23 protein-coding genes and 2 pseudogenes are annotated in these 22,109 nt (G+C 68.4%); 11 read left to right on the top strand and 14 right to left on the bottom strand.

The window, feature by feature from the left end; translation table 11 throughout:
- Window positions 1-96: 96 nt before the first annotated feature.
- The 3 genes from GEM_RS30620 to GEM_RS26595 all read right to left on the bottom strand — a co-directional run bounded on the left by GEM_RS30620 (window position 97) and on the right by GEM_RS26595 (window position 1,791).
- Entirely contained in the window at window positions 97-309 is a 213-nt protein-coding gene (locus GEM_RS30620) for a GyrI-like domain-containing protein (protein WP_014900524.1), read from the bottom strand.
- 77 nt (window positions 310-386) lie between these two features.
- On the bottom strand, window positions 387-1,127 hold the full coding sequence (locus GEM_RS26600; RefSeq protein WP_014900523.1) for a fucose-binding lectin II: 741 nt from the start codon (window positions 1,125-1,127) through the stop codon (window positions 387-389).
- A gap of 274 nt (window positions 1,128-1,401) precedes the next feature.
- Window positions 1,402-1,791 carry a fucose-binding lectin II gene (locus GEM_RS26595; RefSeq protein WP_014900522.1) on the bottom strand — a complete coding sequence of 130 codons (390 nt, stop codon included), beginning with the start codon at window positions 1,789-1,791 and terminating at the stop codon, window positions 1,402-1,404.
- 819 nt (window positions 1,792-2,610) lie between these two features.
- On the opposite strand from GEM_RS26595, the gene GEM_RS26590 reads away from it, so the two are divergent.
- Complete coding sequence (locus GEM_RS26590; protein WP_014900521.1) at window positions 2,611-3,015, top strand: hypothetical protein; 405 nt, start codon at window positions 2,611-2,613, stop codon at window positions 3,013-3,015.
- Between the two features lie 115 nt (window positions 3,016-3,130).
- Here the strand turns inward: GEM_RS26590 and GEM_RS26585 are convergent, their stop codons facing one another.
- The 3 genes from GEM_RS26585 to GEM_RS26575 form a co-directional block, all read right to left on the bottom strand.
- On the bottom strand, window positions 3,131-3,940 hold the full coding sequence (locus tag GEM_RS26585) for a TlpA family protein disulfide reductase (RefSeq protein WP_014900520.1): 810 nt from the start codon (window positions 3,938-3,940) through the stop codon (window positions 3,131-3,133).
- Window positions 3,941-4,166: 226 nt separating this feature from the next.
- The gene (locus tag GEM_RS26580) at window positions 4,167-5,180 is read right to left on the bottom strand and encodes a hypothetical protein (RefSeq protein ID WP_014900519.1); all 1,014 of its coding nucleotides are present in this window, start codon (window positions 5,178-5,180) and stop codon (window positions 4,167-4,169) included.
- Window positions 5,181-5,549: 369 nt separating this feature from the next.
- The gene (locus GEM_RS26575; protein ID WP_014900518.1) at window positions 5,550-6,026 is read right to left on the bottom strand and encodes a GNAT family N-acetyltransferase; all 477 of its coding nucleotides are present in this window, start codon (window positions 6,024-6,026) and stop codon (window positions 5,550-5,552) included.
- A gap of 127 nt (window positions 6,027-6,153) precedes the next feature.
- Here GEM_RS26575 and GEM_RS26570 point away from each other — a divergent pair, with 127 nt between their 5' ends.
- The 3 genes from GEM_RS26570 to GEM_RS26560 all read left to right on the top strand — a co-directional run bounded on the left by GEM_RS26570 (window position 6,154) and on the right by GEM_RS26560 (window position 9,555).
- Window positions 6,154-7,632: a PLP-dependent aminotransferase family protein gene (locus GEM_RS26570; RefSeq protein WP_014900517.1), complete on the top strand. Its 1,479-nt coding sequence runs from the start codon at window positions 6,154-6,156 to the stop codon at window positions 7,630-7,632.
- Window positions 7,633-7,883: 251 nt separating this feature from the next.
- Window positions 7,884-8,183, top strand: coding sequence for an ArsR/SmtB family transcription factor (locus GEM_RS26565; protein ID WP_014900516.1), 300 nt, complete (start codon window positions 7,884-7,886; stop codon window positions 8,181-8,183).
- Window positions 8,184-8,202: 19 nt separating this feature from the next.
- Window positions 8,203-9,555, top strand: a complete 1,353-nt coding sequence (locus GEM_RS26560) for a pyridoxal phosphate-dependent decarboxylase family protein (protein ID WP_014900515.1) — start codon at window positions 8,203-8,205, stop codon at window positions 9,553-9,555.
- A gap of 64 nt (window positions 9,556-9,619) precedes the next feature.
- Here GEM_RS26560 and GEM_RS26555 read toward each other — a convergent pair whose 3' ends face one another.
- Window positions 9,620-10,543, bottom strand: coding sequence for a LysR family transcriptional regulator (locus GEM_RS26555; RefSeq protein ID WP_014900514.1), 924 nt, complete (start codon window positions 10,541-10,543; stop codon window positions 9,620-9,622).
- Between the two features lie 94 nt (window positions 10,544-10,637).
- Between GEM_RS26555 and GEM_RS26550 the strand changes: the two genes are divergently transcribed.
- Complete coding sequence (locus GEM_RS26550; RefSeq protein ID WP_014900513.1) at window positions 10,638-11,861, top strand: Zn-dependent hydrolase; 1,224 nt, start codon at window positions 10,638-10,640, stop codon at window positions 11,859-11,861.
- A gap of 127 nt (window positions 11,862-11,988) precedes the next feature.
- Window positions 11,989-12,456, top strand: coding sequence for a cupin domain-containing protein (locus tag GEM_RS26545; protein WP_014900512.1), 468 nt, complete (start codon window positions 11,989-11,991; stop codon window positions 12,454-12,456).
- A gap of 16 nt (window positions 12,457-12,472) precedes the next feature.
- Here GEM_RS26545 and GEM_RS26540 read toward each other — a convergent pair.
- Window positions 12,473-12,709, bottom strand: a pseudogene (locus GEM_RS26540) (rhodanese-like domain-containing protein); the annotation flags it as partial.
- Window positions 12,710-12,785: 76 nt separating this feature from the next.
- On the opposite strand from GEM_RS26540, the pseudogene GEM_RS31610 reads away from it, so the two are divergent.
- Window positions 12,786-12,953 (top strand): annotated as a pseudogene (locus GEM_RS31610) (MFS transporter); the annotation flags it as partial.
- 14 nt (window positions 12,954-12,967) lie between these two features.
- Window positions 12,968-13,789 (top strand): SDR family NAD(P)-dependent oxidoreductase, encoded by an 822-nt coding sequence (locus GEM_RS26530; protein WP_014900509.1) that lies wholly within the window; start codon window positions 12,968-12,970, stop codon window positions 13,787-13,789.
- A 95-nt stretch (window positions 13,790-13,884) separates the two neighbouring features.
- Here GEM_RS26530 and surE read toward each other — a convergent pair whose 3' ends face one another.
- The 3 genes from surE to GEM_RS26515 form a co-directional block, all read right to left on the bottom strand.
- Entirely contained in the window at window positions 13,885-14,664 is a 780-nt protein-coding gene (gene surE / locus GEM_RS26525) for a 5'/3'-nucleotidase SurE (RefSeq protein WP_014900508.1), read from the bottom strand.
- A 186-nt stretch (window positions 14,665-14,850) separates the two neighbouring features.
- Window positions 14,851-15,153 (bottom strand): AzlD family protein, encoded by a 303-nt coding sequence (locus GEM_RS26520; RefSeq protein ID WP_014900507.1) that lies wholly within the window; start codon window positions 15,151-15,153, stop codon window positions 14,851-14,853.
- The gene (locus GEM_RS26515) at window positions 15,143-15,880 is read right to left on the bottom strand and encodes an AzlC family ABC transporter permease (RefSeq protein WP_014900506.1); all 738 of its coding nucleotides are present in this window, start codon (window positions 15,878-15,880) and stop codon (window positions 15,143-15,145) included. Before GEM_RS26515 ends, GEM_RS26520 begins: the two co-directional genes overlap by 11 nt.
- Window positions 15,881-16,004: 124 nt before the next feature.
- On the opposite strand from GEM_RS26515, the gene GEM_RS26510 reads away from it, so the two are divergent.
- The 3 genes from GEM_RS26510 (at window position 16,005) to GEM_RS26500 (ending at window position 18,072) form a co-directional block, all read left to right on the top strand.
- Window positions 16,005-16,463: an Lrp/AsnC family transcriptional regulator gene (locus GEM_RS26510; protein WP_041490842.1), complete on the top strand. Its 459-nt coding sequence runs from the start codon at window positions 16,005-16,007 to the stop codon at window positions 16,461-16,463.
- 222 nt (window positions 16,464-16,685) lie between these two features.
- The gene (locus GEM_RS26505; protein WP_014900504.1) at window positions 16,686-17,255 is read left to right on the top strand and encodes a hypothetical protein; all 570 of its coding nucleotides are present in this window, start codon (window positions 16,686-16,688) and stop codon (window positions 17,253-17,255) included.
- Between the two features lie 136 nt (window positions 17,256-17,391).
- On the top strand, window positions 17,392-18,072 hold the full coding sequence (locus GEM_RS26500) for a YebB family permuted papain-like enzyme (protein ID WP_014900503.1): 681 nt from the start codon (window positions 17,392-17,394) through the stop codon (window positions 18,070-18,072).
- 27 nt (window positions 18,073-18,099) lie between these two features.
- Here GEM_RS26500 and GEM_RS26495 read toward each other — a convergent pair whose 3' ends face one another.
- From GEM_RS26495 to GEM_RS26485, 3 genes are all read right to left on the bottom strand, one after another.
- On the bottom strand, window positions 18,100-18,732 hold the full coding sequence (locus GEM_RS26495) for a LysE family translocator (RefSeq protein WP_014900502.1): 633 nt from the start codon (window positions 18,730-18,732) through the stop codon (window positions 18,100-18,102).
- Window positions 18,733-18,858: 126 nt separating this feature from the next.
- On the bottom strand, window positions 18,859-21,696 hold the full coding sequence (locus GEM_RS26490; RefSeq protein WP_014900501.1) for a nitrate reductase: 2,838 nt from the start codon (window positions 21,694-21,696) through the stop codon (window positions 18,859-18,861).
- Window positions 21,693-22,091, bottom strand: a complete 399-nt coding sequence (locus tag GEM_RS26485) for a nitrite reductase (NAD(P)H) small subunit (protein WP_014900500.1) — start codon at window positions 22,089-22,091, stop codon at window positions 21,693-21,695. Before GEM_RS26485 ends, GEM_RS26490 begins: the two co-directional genes overlap by 4 nt.
- Window positions 22,092-22,109: the final 18 nt, after the last annotated feature.

Genomic DNA, 22,109 nt, shown 5'->3' with positions numbered 1-22,109 from the left:
GCAGCGTTGCGCACGAACGTTGATGCGCACCGTGGTGCAGTGCCGTGGATAGTCGTCAGGATCGAGCGTGAGGGCGCGCCGATCGGTGCCGACAACTCACGCGGAATGCTCGACAGGCAGCCATATTTCAAGCTCGCCGGCGCCCGTCACCGGATCGTAGTCGCCGCTGTAGCGCTCGAACTCGGGCGCGTCCACCGCTTTGAACCCCGACGTCGGCAGCCAGCCGTTCCAGATGCTGTACCGGACATAGCGCATCACCGGCCAACCGGTATTCATCGAGAACAGGCGCGAAAAGCCGAAGCGCGTCATGTTGCAATCGGCGGTAATCCTGTCGAGCCAAATCGCCACGCCGGATGGCGTGGCGAAGATCGACCGGATTCTGCCGCTTAGCCGAGCGGCCAGTTCAGAATGGCGATCCCGTCGTTGTAGTCACCATCCGTCCCGTCTTCCGACCCGACGAGCCCGAAGTAGGTCTTCTTGAAGATGTCGACCTGACGCGAGCCGATCTTCGACGGCTTGCCGTTTGCCGTCACCACCACGCGCACCTTCCCCTTGCCCGAGTTCACGATCTGCGTGTTCAGGTTCGCGTCCTGTGTGCCGGCGCCCTGGAACGTCGCGGCCGGTTTTGCGTTGTCGTCGACGTACACCTCGATCGTCTGCTGCGCGGCCGAATTGACCAGTGCCGTCACGCCGAACGCGATGTTCGGCGGCAGGTTGAAGATGCCGTCGCGTTCGCCGCCGCCGGTCGTCGTGGTATCCGGATGCGTGGGCTCGGGTTGCGGCGTCGCTTTCGAGAAGTAATTGACCACTGCGCCGACGCCGAACTTCGCCGCCGCCCCGGGCAGCACGCCTGGCGCGCCGGCCCACGTCACCGTGCACGCGACCACTTGCCCCGCAGCATCGGTCTTCACCTTGTTCTGCCAACTGCCGACGTCGAAGCTGTACGGGATGGTCGCGATGTCGACGAACACGTCGTACTGCGGCAGTTTCTCCACCAGCTGCGCGGTCATGAACTGACGCATCCGGTCGAGCACCGCCTGGTCGCCGTTCGCCTGCACGGCGGTCGCGTCGTTGCCCGCGACTTGCAGGAGTGCGTACAGATCGTCATGGGTAAAGGGTTGTGACATGTCGTCCTCGTCTTAATGGAAGGTTGCGCGTCGCACGTCCGGTGAGCGGATCTCGCCGTTGTCGCGCACGGAGCGCAGCGTGGGAATGCAAATGACTGCTCGAGTGATTCGATGCGCAATGCGTGGTTGACCCCGTCGCCATTGCGCGCGGCAGCGGCGCGCAACGCATGCCGCGCGCTGCCGCGCCCGATTCAGCCCAGCGGCCAGTTCAGGAACACGATCCCGTCGGTGTAGTCGCCGGCCGGCATGAATCGGTCGTCAAGCGGGCGTCAGGTCAGCCGATCGGCCATTGCAGCACGACGATGCCGTCGTTGTAGTCGCTGTCGTGACCGTCTTCCGATACGACGATCCCGAAGTTGACCGTGAACGGCGAGCCGTCGGACTTCTTGCCGTTGATCGGTGCGAGGCGCGCGTCGGTGGCCGAGGTCTTGCCGTTTACCGTCACTTCGAAGCGGAGCTTGCCGTTGCCGGAATTCAGCGTGGCTTCGCGCGGGCCGTCGCGCGTGGTCAGCTTGTGATAAGCGGCGGGTTCGTTGCTGTCGCCGATGAACAGCTTGATGTGCTGCTGCTCGGCGGCATTCGCGAAGAAGATCGCGCGAAAGTCGGTGTTCGGCGGAATCGAAAACTCGCCGGCGCGATTCGAGGACGTTTGAGAGTCGGCCATGCTTTCCTCCTGAAGGTCGGTGGATAAGGCGCTTTGCTGCGTCGCGCAAACGTTTGCTTTTTCAAGCGCGACGTGGCCAGCATGGCGAAAAATAAATAAAAAAATATTCGGCCTGGAATGGAAATTGTTCAGTAAATCGCAAACCGAAACAGTTCGATTTACTGAAGCGAATTCAATGGAAAATAATTCGATATATTCAGGAAACTATATCGAGGTGTGTCGCATTTTCATGAACAATGGACGGGCGCGCAGGTGTGAGTGGAGGGGAATCGGGGAAATCGGGAGAGTCGGGCGTCGGAGCAGGCGCTCCGCGTTCGCATATGGCAGCGTATTGTTTCAACATCGTGGTTCTCTGTCGTGGCCGCGCCCACCGGCCACCATCGAACGCCTGCACCGAAGCCGGATCGCAAGGGAGAGGGGTGCGGTGACCGACGAAGATCGTTGATTGACATCATCCCGATGTAGACAGGATTCCGCCGGCACCGCACTCGACAAGCATATCGACAGCGCGCGTTGCCGCCTATCGGACTGGACTGATTTTGCGTGTTTCGCGCATGGTACGAATGGCCGGGCACTGATAGTGCTGACAGGCGTTGAATTCGTGCAATGCGCGTATCGTTCAATCGGCGCGGGCGGGCCCGTGCCCGCGCGCGCTATCGCGTAGCCTTGCCCGCGCGCCACGCCGGCGTGCGTCACCGGCATGTCGTTCGCGGCCGCCTCCCGCATCACGCGTGAACCTCGCCCGTTGCGGGCGCTTGGTTCTCCGGCGGTCATTGTCACGGAACCGGCCCGTCGCCGGCCCCTCATGAGGAATGCGTGATGACGAAACCCGATGCGCTGAAAGGCGAGATCAAGGAACGGGCCCAGGAAGCAGACCGTCACAACCTGGCGAGGCCCGCCGTGAACGGCGCGTTGTGGGCGCGCGGGCTGACGACGCAGCGCGTGGCCGACCTGTTCAGAACGCTGCCCGGATTGCCGGGGCACTGGATGCAGCTGCAGAACGAGGTCAACGCCGGGAATCGCTATTTCTACGGCATCCAGCACGGCCATCAGACGACCGACGAGGGCAAGGAACTGATCCGCTGGATCGCCGATGCGGTGGTCAGCGCCGCGCAGAAGGCGGGATTCGATTTTCCGCTGCAGCAGTTGAAGTTCACCGCCGACACAGGGTGGCTCAAGCTTCAGCGCGTGTCGGGGCGCGTGATGGTGTTGTCACGGCCGTAGGCGTAGCCGGCGGTTGTCGATGAGGCGGTGTGTCGCCGGTCGAGTCAGGCGCGGCAGCGAGAACGCGCGCTGCTACCGATGATCGATAGCGGCCCCGACCACGCTGCCGACGGCATCACTGACCAAAGCGCTCCGCGACGGCGTCCTTCAACCGCGCGGCGGTCAACTCCCCCATGTGCGATTCGACGAGCTCGCCCTTCGCGTTGAAGAACAGCGTCGTGGGCAAGCCGCGCGACCCGTACGCATGCATCGCGTGCAGCGCAGGATCGAGCAGCACGTGATCGAAGCGCAGCCCCTGCTGTTCGAGGAACGCGCGCACAGCTTGCGCGTTTTCCCCCTGGTTGAGCATCAGCACCGTGATGCCGGGGTGATCGCGCTGCGCCTGTTCGAGGATCGGCATCTCGCGCCGGCAAGGCGCGCACCACGTCGCCCACAGGTTCACGACGACCGGCTTGCCGACGAAACGCTGCGGCAATACGGGCGTCGCGTCGAGCGCTTCGAGCTGCATCGACGCGAACGGCGGCGCGGTGCGTTGCAGTGTCGCCAGCGTGCCCTGCGCGATGCCCCATGCGGCGAGACCCGCGACGATGCCGGCTGTCACCGGGCGGCGCAGCGCGGGCAGCCGGCGCAGCCGCCAGACGGTGAACACGAGCGCGGCGGCCATACCGATGCGCCAGTCGAAGCCGCCGTCACCGAGTGCAATGATCGAGCGCGGCGCGGCGGCGTAGTCGCGCCACCATTGCGCGACGTAGCCGATCCGTGCGGCGATCAGCCCGAGCAGCAGCACGTCGAGGATCAGGCTCGACGCGGTCTTGTGCTGACCGTCCGGCGGACGGCGCTGGATGAAACGGGCGACGAGCCACGCCAGCAGCGCGGCGGCGGCTACCGCGACGACGCGGATCGAGAAGGGACCGATGCTCAACATGGGAAGAAAGGAGTGCGGGGAGGGTGGAGCGACCGGTGACGGCGACGCCGTCGACGGTCATGATGCGTTTCGACCCTACGGGACGCACACGGGTTCCCGTCGTGCCCGCGCGATGCGGATCGTCTGACGAATGCGGATCGCATGCGGGCGCGGGCATTCAGTACGACGTCGCTTTCATGCAGGCCTCCCGAGCATCAGGCTGACTGACCATCCGAATGTTCGGCAATTACTGCCGGTTTCCACCCGAGCCGGAAGGCGCGCCGCCGAGCCGGTATGCGGTGAAGAATTCGGCCCACGGCGAACCGTCCGGCACCGGTATGTGCAATGCCGACGTCCGCTGCTTCAACGCCGTGAACACATCGTTGATGCGCGCGGTCTGTGCGGCATCGGTGAAGGGACGAGGCCGCGCCCGGCCGGCCGCGAACGCGCCATACGCGATCGCCAGCAGGCGCGCGCTGTCGTCGATCGAGACGATCGATCCGTTGATCGCTTCGACGAAGCGCGGCCGGTCCTCTTCACGCGACGCGGCGATGCACTGATACACGATCGCCGACACTTCGTGCAGGTCGTTCGCGCGCAGCAAGGCCGGCAGGCGCGCGGCGATCCGCTCGGCCGGTTCTTCATGAAGCGCGACGCCGAAGTCGAGCACGGCGGCCATCGGATTGCCGTCCTGCTGCACGCGATCGAGCGCCGCTGCCGGCGAAGCGGCGGCCGCTTGCGGAGCGTCGCCGGCAGCGGATCGCAGCACGTCCGCCACCGGCTGCTTCCACTCGGGAAAGATCATCCGCACGTTGCCGAACCGCTCGCCGCCTTGCGCCGCCGGATGCCACCGATAAATGATCGTGCCGCCCTGGATGAACGGCGAATACAGATGCTCGGGCGTTTGCGGCAGCGGCCGCTGGTTGATCGGCAGCCACGCGAGCGTCAGCCAGTCGTAGCGGCCTGTCGCGGGCACCGACGGGCTCGAACTGGCAACGACCTGCCACGTGCCGCGGTTCGCATAACGCCGGCGTGCATCGGGCACCGCGACGGTTTGCTGTTTCGCGGTATCGAAGTAGGTGGTGCCGGTCACGTTCGTGCCACTGTCCCTGGCTGGCGTGATGGTCGCGATGACCCACGACGCACCGTCCGCCGAACGGTATTCGGCCGGCTGCAGCGTGGCAACGTCGTGCACCATGCGGGTTTCCGCGGCGACGGGGCTCGGCGGAAGACCGGCGGGACCGGCGACGATACTCGGCATCGACTTTCCTCGGAATCGGGTGCGTATCGTCGAGCGGGGACGATACGCGGCCGCGCGGGTTGTTTCTCGTAACTGTAGAACGCCGCCGCCGGAAACGGAAACCGACCGAAGCGACCCGGACAACCCGGACAACCCCGACAACCCGGGCAGCGCAAGGCCGTGCGCACGCGCGCCGCCGCTTCGGCTTGCCATGCGCATCCTGGGCCGGAACGACGAACCGCGATCGGGAGCACATATGACCGACACGAAAGCCATTGCAAGACACTGGACGCACGTCGCCGGCCAATGGATCGACCGGGCCGGCAGGCCCGGCCGCTGGATTGAAGCCGTCGCGGCCGCGCCGCGTACGACCTGCCGCGCGCGGCGTGATCAGCGCGGCAATACCTTCCGGTAGATCACGAATCCCGTCTTTTCCGCGACGGTGTCGTAGAGCCGCATCGCCGTGTGATTCGTTTCATGCGTCTGCCAGTACACGCGTTCGGCGCGATGCTGCTGCGCGGCGTCGTAGACGGCTTCGATCAACGCGCGGCCCACGCCTTTGCCGCGCTCGCTGTCGAGCGTGAAGAGATCCTGCAGATAGCAGGTCGGCCCGACCAGCGTCGTGCTCCGGTGATACAGGAAATGCACGAGCCCGACGAGCCGGCCGCCGCGTTCCGCGACGCGCGCATGCACGGGCTCGTCGCCGTCGAAGAAGCGCGACCACGTGAGCTGCGTGATCTCGCGCGGTAGCGCGGTGTCGCCGAACCGGCCGTAGAAGCGGTTGTAGCTGTCCCACAGCGGCAGCCAGTGGTCGTAGTCGTCTTCCCGCACAGGGCGTACGGTCAGGCCGGCGTCGGTAGCGTTCATGTTCGCGAATCTCTCGAGGATGGAATGAAGCGTTGCCGGCGCGGCCGGAAACGGGAGCAGGCATCTACGATAGAAAGTTCGTGGCACCATGTGTAGACCCATGACATACCCAATTTCTGGAGCCACGATGGATTACGCCGTCCTGCTGTCGACCTTCGAGCGCGAAGCGGGGCCGCACGCGGCCGCGCGGATGTCGCAGCAGCAGCGGCTGTACGCGTGCCTGCGCGACGCGATCCTGAACGGCCGGGTTGCCGAAGGCGCGCGGCTTGCCGCGTCGCGCACGCTGGCCGACGAACTCGGCATCGCACGCAACTCGGTGCTCTACGCGTACGAGCGGCTCGCGTCGGAAGGCTTCGTGATCGGCACGCGGCAGGGCACGGTGGTCGCGCAGATGGGCTTGCGCGGGCCGCAGGTTGCCGCTGCGGCGCCCGTCGCCGATAGGGCGGTGCTGTCGCGGCGCGTCGTGCAGGCCGAGCGCGCGACGAGCGGCCTCGACGAATCGCTGCCGTTCATGCCGGGCGTGCCGGCCGTCGACGAATTCCCGCTCGCGGCATGGCGACGCTGTATCGAGCGCGCATGGCGCGCAGCCGGGCCGGCGCAGCTCGGCTACCAGTCGGCGGAAGGCGATGCGATGCTGCGCGACGCGATCGCCGGCTATTTGCGTGCGTCACGCGGCGTGCGCTGCGACGCTGCGCAGGTGATCGTCACCGACGGCACGCAGGGCGCGCTCGACCTGTGCGCCCGCGCGCTGGCCGACGCGGGCGACGTCGCGTGGATCGAGAACCCCGGCTACCACGGCGCGCGCAATGCGTTTCTCGCGGCCGACCTGCGCGTCGAGCCGATCGGCGTCGACGCGCAGGGGCTGGCGCCGCATCCGCACGACTGGCGCGATCGTCCGCCGAAGCTCGTCTACATCACGCCGTCGCACCAGTATCCGCTCGGCGCGGTGATGAGCCTCGAACGGCGGCTCGCGCTCGTCGCGCACGCGCGGGCGGCCGGCGCATGGATCGTGGAGGACGACTACGACAGCGAGTTCCGGCACCACGGCACGCCGCACGCGGCCGTGCAGGGGCTCGCCGACGATGCGCCGGTGATCTATCTCGGCACCTTCAGCAAGGTGATGTTTCCCGCGTTGCGGCTCGGCTTCATGGTCGTGCCGCCCGCGCTCGCCCAGCCGCTGCGCGACGCGGCGGGCGCGCTGCTGCTGCAGGGCCGCGCGGTCGAGCAGCGCGCGCTTGCGGAGTTCATCGACGCCGGGCATTTCACGCGGCATCTGCGGCGTATGCGCCGCGTGTACGCGGAGCGGCGCGATGCGTTGCACGACGCACTGGAGCGGCGCCTGGGCACGCGCCTGACGGTGTCGGGCGGCGCGGGCGGCATGCATCTGTCCGCGCGGCTCGACGTGCCCGTCGCCGACACGGAACTGAGCCGCGTCGCGCAGGCGCACGGGCTGATCCTGCGGCCACTGTCGTCGTTCTGCCTGCCGGGCACCGCGCACGGCTACAACGGGCTCGTGCTCGGCTACGGCAGCGTGCCGGCCGAGCGGATGGACGCGCTCGCGCTGTGGATCGGCGAGCTGATCGACCGCGTGCTCGCCGCGCGGTGACGACCGTCGCGTCGCGTTGGGGCGCGACGGCCCGCAGATCCGCTTACCCGCGCATCGGCGGATTGATCGCACCGGATCGCGCCACGCTCGACGCGGCTCGGTGCCAGCCATCGATGCGATGACGTCGAATCCGGTGCAGTAGCGGACGAGGCCGATTCCAGCACGACGGCGAGCGCAAAAAACCCCGCCAACCCGGTTGTCCACGTTTCGTCATTTAGCTAATATTCAAAACGTTAAACGAGACCGAACCCATGGACGACGTCACCCGCATCAGCGCACTGGCCAACGAAAGCCGTCTGGCCGTGATGCGCTGGCTCAAGCAGCCGCGCAGGCATTTCCCGCCGCAGCCGCACGGCGACTTCGACGAACTCGGCGTGTGCTGCACCTATATCACCGAGAAGCTCGGCATCGCGCCGGCCACGACCACGCGCCACATGCGCATCCTCGCGGATGCCGGGCTCGTGCAGGCGACGCGCGTCGGCAAGTTCACGTACTACAAGCGGATCGACGATGCGCTGCATCAGTTGGGCCGCGATCTCCTGCAACTCTGATCTCCCCCGAGGCAACCGAATGGACGAACTCGCCCTGCTGGCCGACGCCGACCGGCGCGCGCATGCCTACCTCGCCGCCACGAACGACCGGCGCGCGTACCCTGACGCGGCCGCGCTTGCGGGCCTCGCCGCGTTCGACGAGCCGCTGCCTGACGAGGGCCGCCCTGCCGACGACGTGCTGCGCCTGCTCGACGAGCAGGGCACGCCCGCGACCGTCGCGTCGAACGGCCCGAACTACTTCGGCTTCGTGATCGGCGCGACGCTGCCGGCGGCGGCCGCGGCCGAGCGGCTGATGCTCGCGTGGGACCAGTGCGCGTCGTCGTTCGCGAATTCGCCGGTGGCGGCGACGATCGAGCGGCAGGCCGCGCGCTGGGTCGTCGAGGTGCTCGGGCTGCCCGCAGGCAGCGCGGTCGGCTTCGGCACGAGCGCGACGGCCTGCACGCTGGTCGCGCTGGTCGCCGCGCGGCGCGCGCTGCTCGCGCGCAAGGGCTGGGACGTCGACGAGGACGGCCTGATCGGCGCGCCCGAGGTGAAGGTCGTGATCTCCGAGTTCGCACACATCACGGTGAAGAAGGCGCTGCGCGTGCTCGGCTTCGGGATGAAGCGTCTCGTCGTCGCGCCGGTCGACGCGCACGGCCGCATCGACCCCGCGGAATTGCCGCCGCTCGACGACCTGACGATCCTCTGCGTGCAGGCCGGCGAAGTCAACACCGGCGAGTTCGATCCGTTCGCTGCGTTGATTCCGCCGGCGAAGGCCGCCGGCGCATGGGTGCACGTGGACGGCGCGTTCGGGTTGTGGGCGCGCGCGTCGGCAAAGCGGGCGCTGACCGACGGCATCGACGGCGCGGACAGCTGGACGACCGACGGCCACAAGTGGCTCAACACGCCGTACGACGGCGCGATGGTGATCTGCCGCGACGCGGCCGCGCTCGCGACCGCGATGAACAGCGACGCGGTCTACCTGAGCGGCGCGCAGGATGCGCAGAAGAACCTGAACCTGGAATTCTCGCGGCGGGCGCGCGGCATTCCCGTGTGGGCCGCGCTGCGTGCGCTCGGCCGCGCGGGCGTGGCGACGATGATCGAGCGGCATTGCGCGCAGGCACAGCGCGTCGCGGACGGCCTGCGCGCTGCCGGCTACGACGTGCTGAACCGTGTCGTGCTGAACCAGGTGCTGGTGCGCGCCGGCACCGACGACGAGACGATCGCGATCCTTCAGGCCGCGCAGGATTCGGGCGACGTATGGTTCGGGCAGACCGTGTGGCAGGGGCGGCCGGCGTTCCGGATCAGCGTGTCGTCGTGGCGCACGGAGGACGAACACATCGATCGTCTCGTCGCGTTGCTGACGAAGCTGCGCGGCGTGCACGTGGGCTGAACGGCGGCGCGTGCGAGCGTTTCGGGCGCGGTGCTTGCGTCTTGCTTGCGTCGCGCTTCGTCGATTACGTGCCGTCGTCATCCTTCGCCAGCACGTTCGCCGAGGCCGCCTTCAGGCATTCGATCAGATGCAGCGCGGCCGGCGTCAGCAGGGCATGCCGCCGCATCACGATCACGACGGTCAACGCCGGCAGCGGCTCGGCGAGATCGAGCACGACGATCCCGCGCGACTTGCGTTCGACGTCCGCGAGCGGCCGCGCGAACACGCCGAGCGCGTCCGTCTGCGACACGAGCCCGAGCGTCGCGGCAAACGACGGACAGTGCAGCACCCGCTTCGGTATCTCGAGACCGGACGGCGTGAAGATCGAATGCACCAGATCGTTACCACCCTCCCCATAACGCGGCACACACCATTGCGCGTCGCCTAGCTCGCGCAGCGAGCGCGCACGCGCGAGCCGATGCCGGCGTCTCGCGACGACCACGAACGCCGTGCGGAACAGCGCGATGCTCGCGAATTCGTCGGGGTCGGGCAGCGCGTTCGACAATTGGTGCGTGACGATGAAATCGAGCGAACCGTCGCGCAGCCGCGCGAGATCGGTCGCGGTCAGCGCATCGTCGACGTTCACGGTCGCGCCGGGCAGCTTGCGCGTGAACGCATCGAATGCACGCGGCAGGATCGTGAGCGCGACGGTCGGGCTGACCGCGATCGACACCGATCCGCTCGTGCCGAGCCGCAACTGCTCGATTTCGTCGCGCGTGCGCTGGAGTTCCTCGACGATCAGCCGCGCGCGAATCGCGAACGCGCTGCCGTAGTCGGTCAGCGCGACGCCCTTGACGCTGCGCATCACGAGCGGCACGCCCAGCTCGGCTTCGAGCTCGCGCACGATGCTGCTGACGGCCGGCTGCGTGACGCCGAGCGCGCGGGCCGCACCGCGGATGGTGCGGTGCTCGGCGACCGCGAGAAACGCATTGAGCTGCTTGAGCTTCATGGGTGACAAGGAAAAGTTATCGCACGAATCGAAATCTTGGATTTTTCTTATCGGATCGAGTGTATATGCTCGGAGCTTTTCAGGAGCTGCCGCAATGATTCTGGTCAACCAGCAACGGCTGTGGGATTCGCTGATGGAGATGGCGACGATCGGCGCGACCGCGCGCGGCGGCAGCTGCCGGCTTGCACTGAGTGCCGACGAGGTGCTCGGCCGGCAACGTTTCATCCGCTGGTGCGAGGACGCCGGCTGCGAGGTACGCATCGATCCGATCGGTAACGTGTTCGCGCGCCGGCCCGGCACGCAGCCCGACGCGCCGGCCGTGATGTGCGGCAGCCATCTCGACACGCAGCCGCTCGGCGGCCGCTTCGACGGCGTCTACGGCGTGCTCGCCGGCCTCGAGGCGATTCGCGCGCTGAACGAGCACGGTGTCGTCACGCGCCATCCGATCGACGTCGTCGCGTGGACCAACGAAGAGGGCTCGCGCTTCACGCCCGGCATGATGGGCTCGGCCGTCTATGCGGGCACGCTGGATCTCGACTACGCGCTGGTCCGGCCGTGCATGCAGACGGGCGTGCGGCTCGGCGACGAGCTCGAGCGCACCGGCTTCGCCGGCCGCGAGCGCGAGCGACAGATGCCGAAAGCCTATTTCGAAGCGCATATCGAGCAAGGCCCGGTGCTGGAGAACGCCGGTCTGCCGATCGGCGTGGTGACCGGCGTGCAGGGCATCTACGAACTCGACGTCACGGTGACCGGCTTCGAGTCGCACGCGGGCACGACGCCGATGAGCGTGCGCAAGGATGCGATGGGCGTGGCCGCCGCGATGATCGCCGCGATCGTCGACCATGGGCATGCGTTCGATGCCGATGCGCGCGTGACCGTCGGCCATGTCGCGTGCCAGCCGAATTCGCCGAGCACGATCCCCGGCCTGGTCCGCTTCAGCGTGGACGTGCGTCACCCGTCGCGGCCGGCGCTGCAGCGGCTCGTCGCCGATATCGAAGCGATCTGCGTGCAGCGCATCCCGCTGCGCGGCACGCAGGTGCAGGTGCAGACCATCGCCGAGTACGAGCCGGTGGTGTTCGATGCCGAATGCGTCGCGCGCGTGCGGCAGGTGACGGCTGCCGCCGGCTATCCGTATCTGGAGATGTGCAGCGGCGCCGGGCACGACGCGGTGAACCTGTCGTACGTCGCGCCGAGTGCGATGGTGTTCGTCCCGTGCAAGGCCGGACTGAGCCACAACGAGGCCGAGGATGCCGATCCGCAGCACCTCGCGCAAGGTGCGTCGGTGCTCGCGAACCTGCTGGCCGATTGCGCGCGATAGTGCTGCGCGGCGGCGCGTGCGCGCCGCGTCCTCGCCTGCGTGGAAATGTTGGACAATAGCGTGGCATGCGCGCCGCGCCGGCCCGGGCGGCTCGTTCAACCGATCCATTCACGCTGACGAAATCCCCATGTCCACGACATCTCCCCGGGAACTGCTGAAGGCCGCCGATATCGCAAAGATGGAGCCGACGCGCGCGGTGCATTCGCTGAATCCCAACGCCGTTCGCCTCAAACGGCAGCTCAGCGACCTGACCGGCCTCACGCAAATCGGCGCCCATTTGCTCACGCTGATGCCCGGTCACGAATCGGCCGAGTATCACCGTCACCTGTACGAGGAAGAATGCGTGTACGTGCTGTCTGGTACCGGCACGGCCACGATCGGTGAACGCACGTGGGAAATCGGGCCGGGCGATTTCCTCGGCTTTCCGCGCGGCGGCGATGCGCACACGTTGCAGAACACCGGCGAGGCGCCGTTGCAGCTGTTCATCGTCGGCCAGCGTCTCGAACACGATGTGTGTGAATACCCGAGAATCGGCAAGCGGCTTTACGTCGCCGGAGAACTCGAGGATTTCGTCGACCTGCCGAAGCAGCCGTAACCGGCCGGTCGGCGCATCACTCGGCGGTGTCGGTCACGACGGCGAGGCCGGCCGCCTTCCACTCCGGAAAGCCGTCCTCCAGCCGCGCGGCCTTGAGGCCGCGCGCGCGCAATGCGGCGACGGCTTCGAACGCGAGCACGCAGTACGGGCCGCGACAGTACGCGACGATTTCGGTGTCGACCGGCAATTCGCCGAGGCGCGCTTCAAGGCTCGCGAGCGGAATGTTCCGTGCGCCCGGCAGATGCCCGAGCGCGATCGCGAGCCGCTACGGGCTGCGGCCGACGCCGATCTACGTCGGCGTGTTCTACGCGGTCGCGGGCCTGCTGCCGTCGCTCCTCGTCGTGCGCGATACGCGCGATCTCGGCTATGCGATCGGCGCATTGTCGGCCGGCCTGATGGCCGACCGCTTCGGGTTTGCCGACGCGATTCTGGTGGTGGCGGCCGTCACGTTCGCGTCCGGGTGCGTCGTCGCGCTTATGATGCGGGAACGCCACTGACAGGATTCCACGCCATGGACACGCCGCACCCGCCGATGAATGTCCCGACTGCCGAAACGGAGCCTGAAACCGAAACCGTCGCCGAGCCGCGTGCGGCGCGCATGCATCGGCCCGTCGCGCTCGTCACCGGATCGACGTCGGGCATCGGCGCGGCCATCGCACGACGCCTGGCGGCGGACGGCTACGCGGTGATCCTGCATTCGCGCAGCTCCGCCGACACGGGCCGCGCGATGGCACGCGAACTCGGCGCGGTCTACGTGCAGGCCGATCTCGCGGACGATGCGGAGCGCGCGCGGCTGATCCGCGACGCGCTCGCCGTGCACGGGCGGCTCGACGTGCTGGTCAATAATGCGGGCGTCAGTCGCGTGATTCCGCACGACGATCTCGCCGCCGCGACGCCCGACGTGTGGCGCGAGATGCACGAGATCAACGTGATCGCGCCGTTCCGGCTGGTCGCCGAAGCGCAGCCCGCGCTGCTCGAAGCCGCGTCGAGCGGGCGCGCCGGTTGCGTCATCAACGTCAGCTCGCACGCGGGCGCACGGCCGAAGGGTGCGTCGATTCCGTATGCGGCGGCGAAGGCCGCGCTCAATCACACCACGCGTTTGCTCGCGCGCACGCTCGCGCCGGCGATTCGCGTCAATGCGGTGGCGCCGGGGCTGGTCGATACGCCGCTGACCGCCGACTGGAGCGACGCGCAGCAGCTCTGGCGCGAGCGCGCGCCGATGCGCCGTGCGGCGACGCCGGACGACGTCGCGCAGACGGTCGCGATGCTCGTCGCGTCCGATTACGTGACGGGCGAGATCGTGATGCTCGACGGGGGATTGAACCTGACGTGACGGGGGCCGCCGATGAGGGCGGCGCTGCGGAACGTCACGGCAGCCCCGTGCCGGCGTCATGCGCCGGCGGCGAAGCTGCCTGCCGATCCCGCCGGTCAGCCGAGGTTCGACCGCAGCTGCGCGAGCGCGTCGTCGTGCGTGCGTTCGAACTTCAGCGGCGTGACCGCGATGTAGCCTTCGCCGAGCGCGACCGTTTCCGAATCCGCATCGTCGTCGCGCGGCGCGCGCGCCAGTTTCAGCCAGTGGTATTCGATGTCGCGCGGATCGCGCCCCGACACGATTTCCACGCCTTGCAGCGTGCCGGCGCCCTGGTTCGTTGCCTTCAGCCCGCGCACGTCGTCGGCCGGGCGCGGCGGGAAATTCACGTTGAGGCACGCGTCGCTGTCCCAGCCGGCCGCGACGAGCCGGCGAATCACGTCCGGCGCGTGCGTGAGCGCCGTATTCCACGGCACCGCGTTGCGGTCGCTGAACGCCTGGCTCAGCGCGATCGCCGGCACGCCGACCAGCATGCTCGTCATCGCGGCGCCGACGGTGCCGGAGAACACCGTCTCCGTGCCGAGGTTGGCACCGCGGTTCACGCCCGACAGCACGATATCGGGCCGCGCGTCCTTCATCAGGTGGCTGACCGCGATCGCGACGCAATCGCCCGGCGTGCCGCGCACGGCGAAGCGGCGCTCGCCCTTGCGATGCACGCGCAGCGGCTCGTGCAGGCTCAGCGAATGCGACGTGCCGCTCTGGTCTTCCGCCGGCGCGACGATCCACACTTCGCGCGCCAGTTGGGTGGCGACCTGTTCGAGCACTTCAAGGCCGGGGGCGTCGAATCCGTCGTCGTTGGTGAGCAGGACGCGGTCGAACAGCGGGCGGGTTTCTTGCATCGGGACGATCCTCGCAGGTAGGCAATGACAGGGGAAGGCATCGCGGGTACAGCCGCAAGGCTAGCATCCCGTCGCGACGCATGTCGTGCCACGCAGTGCCGCGCGCAACGTGTAGATGCAAAAACGGGCGCATGGCGCGCCCGTTCTCCGGTTGACGTGCCGCCCGCGCAGCGGACCGGATTCGCGTTACCCGAGCAGGTGCCGCAGCAGGCCGGCCGACGCGACGCCGACGATGACGGTCGGCAGGATCGACAGGCGGGTCGCCGCGATCAGCGTGACGGCGAGCGCGAGCAGGTCGGCCGGACGCGTCGACACGAAGGCCGGCGCGATCACCGAGATCAGCACGCAACCGGGCACGTTCTCCATCACCGACGCCATCCGCGGGCTGAGCGTGCGGTTGCGCAGCAGCACATAGCCGAGCACGCGCGACAGGTAGGTCGTCGATGCCATCAGCACGATGGTCGCGACCGTCGCGAAATCAGGCAGCATCGCGCGGCTCCCACAGCAGCGCGGCGATCAGCCCCGCGCATGCGCCGGCCGCGACGTACCACGCGCCGGGCACGGCCAGATGCGTGGCCGCCGCGACGACGAGGCTCACGAACCACGGGCGGCTCGCACGCATGCCCTTCCACATCCCGCGCAACAGCACCAGAAACACGGCCGTGAAGGCCATGTCGAAGCCGTATTGCTCCACGTTGCCGATAATCGGGCCGACCGCCGCGCCGAGCGTGGTCATCGAGATCCACGTCAGGTAGAGCCCGGAGCACACGCCCGCGTAATAGGGGACGCTGATGTGCTTGGCCGAGCGCGAACGCGCGTCGGCAAGCGACATCGCCCAGCTCTCGTCGCACATGAAGAACAGCGCGGCGAACGCGTGGCGGCGCGGCAGGCGCCGGATGTACGGCTCGAACGTTGCGCCCATCAGGATGTGGCGCGAATTCACGAGGAACGACATCGCGACGATCAGCGCGATGTGCGGCGGCGATGTCCACAGATGGATCGCCGCGAATTCGGAGCCGCCGCCGAAATTCAGGGCCGTCATCATCGGAACCTCGAACAGGCTCAGCCCTTTTTGCGCGGCCTGTGCGCCAAGCACCAGCGCGAACGGCACGAAACCCAGCATGACGGGCAGCGCCGCGCGCAATCCGCGACCCATCTCGGCGATATAGGCGGGCTTGTCGCGAAGCCCGGACGACGTTGAAACGCTACTGCTCATTACTCCTCCTTCGGGACGAGGATTGTCTGCTTTTTTGACTCGAATCGGGTTGCGTTGCGGCCCGATCTTCCGGAGAATTTGGCATTGAACGAGCAATTTGCGATTTTTTTGGAATTCGATGCCAATGAAACTGGATGCTATCGACCGGCGGATCCTGAGCGCGCTGCAGCGCGACGGCCGCATGCAGAACGTGGAGCTCGCGCAGGAAGTCGGGCTGTCGCCGTCGCCGTGCCTGCGGCGCGTGCGGCTGCTCGAGGAAGCGGGCGTGATCGAGAAATACGTGGCGGTGCTGAACCCGGCGAAGGTCGGCAAGGGGCTGACGATCTTCACGCGCGTGTGGCTGAAGGGGCAGGACGCGGAATCCGTGAACCGCTTCGCCGAAGCCGTCCAGCAGATGCCGGAAGTCGTCGAGTGCCACCTGATGGCCGGCGACTGCGATTTCCTGCTGCGCGTGGTGGCGGCCGACATCGACGACTACCGGCGCTTCCAGATGGAAACCCTGACGCGCATTCCGGGCGTGCTGAGCGTGAAGACCGACATCCCGATGCAGAAGGTCAAGCTCACGTCGGCGCTGCCGACGTAACGCTGAACGGGCAGGCGAGGCCGAATGGAACGACGGTCATCGGCCGGTGACAATGGCCCGATAAACTGGCGGGACAAGCCGCTTCGCCGCACACCGGATGCACCGCCATCCGGGATTCGATGCGCAAGCAACTAACGGTCAACCGTGAAGCGACCGGACGGGCACGCGCGGATGCGCGCAGCGCCCGGCGCCGGACGGTGCGTCTTTCTTGTCGGGTCATTCATGCAGCCATTCAACACGCCGTGGAATTCGCTGGAAATCGTCAAGCTCGTGCTCGGCGTGCTGACGCCGCTGTCGGTCGCGTGCCTCGGCTGGCTCGTCGCGCGCCGGCTGAAGCGGCTCGAGCTCGTGCAGTGGACCAACCAGCGGCTGATCGAGAAGCGGCTCACGCTGTATGACACGGTCGCGCCGCAGCTCAATGCGCTGCTGTGCTTCTACACGTGGATCGGCTACTGGAAGGACATCTCGCCGGACGACGTGATCCGCGCGAAGCGCGAACTGGACCGCACGTTCCACATCTACCGCTACCTGTTCGACGAGGACGTGTACGCCGCGTATCACACGTTCATCCACGCGCTGTTCGAGGTGCATACGGGGCCCGGCCGCGATGCGCGGATCCGTTCGCTGATCCACGCGCCCGACGGCGACCGCAGCGTGCACGGCACGTACGAATGGAAGCCGGCCTGGGGCGAGCGGTTCTCGACCGCGAACGTGACGGACAAGGCCGACGTGCTGCAGCACTACACGCGGCTGATGGAGCGGCTGCGCGTGGCGCTGGGCGCGAATCGCTGAAGGTTGCGCGGGCTCGCCGCCGGGTATCGAAATTCGCTAACCGGCGGCGCGGATCGGGCCTCTGACGCACGAGGCGGATGCGTGATGTGGCCGAGGCTGACATGCTGGCAACCATGTCCACTCGCGCGAGGTCCGCATGCTTGTCGACACGGGGGGCCGGCCACCGATCACCCGCCGGCCGGGCGGACGCCGGCGGCGTCCAGGCTTCGTCGGCGCGGCCGATCCGAACCAGCTGCCGTTGCCGGTCGAACCCGAGATCGGCGACATCGTGTTCATCCGCGTGACGGTGCGGCCGTTTCTCGAAGTGGCGCGTGCGACGCGAGCGTGGACCAATCACGTCGGGATCGTCGTCGGCGAGCGCGGCGGCGAGCCGCTCGTCGCGGAGAGCACGTTTCCGCTGTCGCGCGTGACGACGATGTCGCGATTTCTCGCGCGCTCGGATCGCGGCGCGTGCGTGATCGCGCGGCTGAAGCAGCCGCTCGACGCCGCGCAGCGGCGCCGGCTCGTCGACGCGGCGATGCGCCGGATCGGCGTGGTCTACGACACGGGTTTCAATCTCGCATCGCGCCGGCAGTTCTGCTCGCGCTTCGTGCGCGAAGTGGTGCGCGATGCGACGCGGATCGTGCTCGGCGACGTCGAAACCTTCGACACGTTGCTGCGGCGGAACCCCGATCATCCGCTCGGCTTCTGGAAGATCTGGTATTTCGGCCGGATTCCGTGGCAGCGCCGCACGGTGACGCCGGCGAGCTTGTTCGAGAGCAGCGAGTTGCGCGTGGTCGCGGATACCCGCGACGCTGCCGCCGGTCGCGTCGATTGATGCGCGGACGACGCCTTTCCCCAGCCCTCAATGCCGGCCCGCGACCGCAAGCCGCGCGGCCAACCCCACGAACACCGTGCCGAGCAGATACTGCGGCAGCTTCGACGGCCGGCGGCGCGCGCCGATCCGCTGGCTCAGCCGGCTGGCGGACAGGATCACCGCGCCGTTGACGACGAGCCCGATCAGGTTGAGCACCGTCGCGAGCACGAGAATCTGTACGGCGATCGAGCCGTGCCCGGGGCGCACGAACTGCGGAAACAGCGCGAGTACGAACAGCGCCATCTTCGGATTCAGCAGGTTCGTCGTCAGGCCCTGGCGGAAGATCGCGGCGCTCGAGTGGCGGCGCTGCGACGCGACGGGCGATCGCGCGGTCGCATCCGAGCGGAACGTCTTCCACGCGAGATAGAGCAGATACGCGGCGCCGGCGAAGCGCACGGCATCGTAAGCGACCGGTACCGCGACGAAGAGCTGCGACAGCCCGAGCGCGGCCGCGAGCGCATGACAGTAAGTGCCGGACTGAATGCCCGCGAGCGTGGCGAACCCCGCGCGCCGGCCCTGGCTCACGCTGCGCGACGCGATCAGCAGCATGTCGGGGCCGGGCGTGGCGGTCAGCGCAAGACACGCGCCGGAGAACAGCGCGAGCGTGGAGAGGTCGATCATGGAAGTCCCTTTTTGCCGGAGAGGCGTGAAAGGGAGGTCAGTGTAGGAAGGCCGCCGCGGGCGGTCAACTCGCGAGTCCGCGAGGTGGCCCGGACGGCGGCTCCGCGGTCGCGACTGAACCGGCCGCTACGACACGACCGCTTCGGCGCTCATCCGCCGCAGCTCGGGCACGCACGAGCCGCACTGCGTGCCGCATTTGAGCTGGGCCTGCAAGCCTGCGAACCGCTCTGCCGGTGTCGCGGTCGCGGGACATGCCGACAGGACCGCACGAATCTCGTGCTCGCTGACCCCCACGCAATTGCAGACCGCGCGGCCGCGTGCGGGCGCCGCCTGCAACGGCACGCGCCCCGCGAACAACAGCATCCGGCCGATCGCGCCGACGCCGGCCCCGCTGTCGACGTAGTCGCGCAGCACGGCGGCACTGTCCTCGGTTGCGCCCGCTGCGCCCGACACCGAGAACGCGGTCAACACGCCGTCGACCACGCGCACGCGGCGGGCGGTGCCGCGCCGCGCATCGCCGTAGCTCATCACGTCGATCGCATGTTCGGGCAAGCCGAGCAGCGCCTCGATCTCGCGGTGCAGCGCGACCGGCACCGGCTCATACGCCGCCGCGCGCCATGCGAGCCCGCCGCCGGCGTCGGTGCCGAACGGCACGCAACTCGCGTACGGGAAGCGCGCAAACAGCGCGCGCACCTCGCGCTGCCGCGCCAGCAGCTCGTCGGCGGGCAAGCGCGCGGCGATCAGCCAGCGCCACGGCAGGTCGGCCTTCAGCAGCTTGATCGCGGCGTGCTTCAGTTCCGGCTGACGCGAGTGCGGGTCCAGCGCGGCGGAGGTCACCGTATTGACGCCGGCGCCGATGCGATTGCCGGCCACGCCAGACACGAACTCGTCGCCCCAGTGCATCGGCGTGAACGCCTGGCCGGGCGCGATCGCGTCGTCGGCGCGCGCGGGCAGCAGCATGCTGCCGCGGCGCGACGTCAGGTGCACGAAGTCGTGCGGGCCGATGCCGAGGCGTGCGCAGTCCGCGGCGTTCAGGTCGACGCTCGGCGCCGGTGCGTGCGAGAAGAGTTTCGGCACGCTGCCCGTGCGGCTGCAGCCGTGCCACTGGTCGCGCAACCGGCCGGTCGTCAGCGCGAAGCGGAAGCGCGAATCGACGGGTTCCGCCACCGGCTGATACGGGGTCACGATGAAGCGGGCGCGACCGTCGGCGGTCGGGAACCGCCCGTCGGCGTACAGCCGGACGGCACCGTGCGCGGCGCCCGGCGGAAACGGCCATTGCTGCGGGCCGGCAGATTCGAGCTGCGGCCACGACAGTCCGCCGATGTCGCAATCGCGCCCGGCCGTCGTCGCGCGATGCTCGTTCCACACCGCTTCCGTGTCCGCATACGGGAACAGCGTGGCGCGGCCCGGCGTGAGCCGTGCCTCCAGCCGCCGGCCGACCTCGGCGGCGATCCGCCAGTCCGCGCGCGCGTCGCCGTACGGTTCGACGGCCGCCCGCACGCGCGAGATCCGCCGCTCGGAATTGGTGACGGTGCCCTCCTTCTCACCCCAGGTTGCGGCGGGCAGCAGCACGTCGGCGTACGGCGCGGTACCGGTATGCGCATACGCATCCTGCAGCACGACGAATTCCGCGCGGGCGAGCCCCGCGCGCACGGCCGCCTGGTTCGGCAGCGAGTGCGCCGGGTTCGTGCAGACGATCCACACGGCCTTGAGCTCGCCTTCGGCGAGCCGGTCGAACATCTCGACCGCGGTCAGGCCGGGCTGCGCCGGTATCTCGTCGACGCCCCACAGCCGCGCGATCTCGGCGCGGTCGGCGGGGTTCGCGAGATCGCGGTGCGCGGAGGCGAGCGTCGCCATCCCGCCCACTTCGCGGCCGCCCATCGCGTTCGGCTGGCCGGTCAGCGAGAACGGCCCCGCGCCCGGCGTGCCGATCTGGCCGCTAGCCAGATGCAGGTTGATCAGCGCGACGTTCTTGTGCGAGCCGTCCGCCGACTGGTTCAGCCCCTGGCAGTACAGCGACAGCGACGGACCGTCCGCGAACCAGCGCGCGGCCGTCACGATGTCGTCCGCGCGCAGCCCGCAGACCTGTGCCGCGACGGCGGGCGACCATTCGCGCACGCTGTCGCGTACCGCGTCGAAGCCGTTCGTGTGCGCGTCGATGAACGCGCGGTCGAGCGAGCCGTCCCATACCAGCACGTGCAGCATCGCGTTGAACAGCGCGACGTCGGTGCCGGGCTGCAGCGCGAGGTGCAGCGTCGCGTCGCTCGCGGAATCGGTGCGGCGCGGATCGGCGACGATCACCTTCATCGCCGGATTGCGTTCGCGCGCGGCTTCGAGCCGGCGGTACAGGATCGGATGCGCGAACGCCGGGTTCGCGCCGGCGATCAGCACGGTGCCCGCATGATCGAGATCGTCGTAGCTGCACGGCGGCGCGTCCGCGCCGAGCGATTTCTTGTAGCCGACCACGGCCGAGCTCATGCACAGCCGCGAATTCGAATCGATGTTGTTGGTGCCGATCAGCGCTTTCGCGAGCTTGTTGAAGACGTAATAGTCCTCGGTCAGCAACTGCCCGGACACATAAAAGCCGACCGCGTCGCGGCCATGCTGCTCGACGATCCGCGCGAAGCGCGCGGCGACATGGTCGAGCGCGTCGTCCCACGATACGCGCGTGCGCGCCGCGTCGCGCGTGTGCCGCAGTTCGGGATGCGTCGCACGGGTCTGCGCATAGCGTTCGGGCGCGGCGGTCAGGTGCAGCGTGCTGCCCTTCGAGCACAGCCGGCCGAAATTCGCCGGATGATCGGGGTCGCCGCGCACGCCGACGATCTTGCGCTGCCCGTCGCCATCACTGCTCGTCTGGATGATCACGCCGCAGCCGACGCCGCAGTAGCAGCAGGTCGAATGCGTTTCGCGCAGGTCAGCGTCGGAGCGAGCGTCGCGCTCGAGTACGGCGGCCATTCCCGTCATGCAGCGTGTCCCGGTGCGGCGCACGCGGGTGCGCCGGATGCGTCGTCGCCGATCGCGAGCGACGTGAGTTCGCTGCGCCTGAGCAGCACCGCGTCGCCGTCGCACGCGACGCTGAACATGGGCGTGCAGCCGTCGTCGGGCGGCAGCGCGCAGCCGTTGCCGAACGCGACGTTGAAGCCGTGCAGCGGGCACGTGACCTGTTCGCCGTGCACGATGCCCTGGGACAGCGGGCCGCCGCGATGCGGACAGCGGTCGAGCAGCGCGAACACGCGGTCGCCCGCGGTGCGAAACAGCGCGACGGGCGCGCCTGCGGGCCGCTTGACGACGCGTGCGCCGAGCGGGGGAATGTCGTCGATCCGGCAGACCGCGATCCAGTCGGGTTCGAAAGTAGGCATCGTAGGGTTTCCTGGCGG

The organism is Burkholderia cepacia GG4, from assembly GCF_000292915.1.
Taxonomy (GTDB): domain Bacteria; phylum Pseudomonadota; class Gammaproteobacteria; order Burkholderiales; family Burkholderiaceae; genus Burkholderia; species Burkholderia cepacia_D.
Note: the sequence above shows the minus strand (reverse complement) of the source record. Positions and strands in the feature narration are given on the sequence as shown.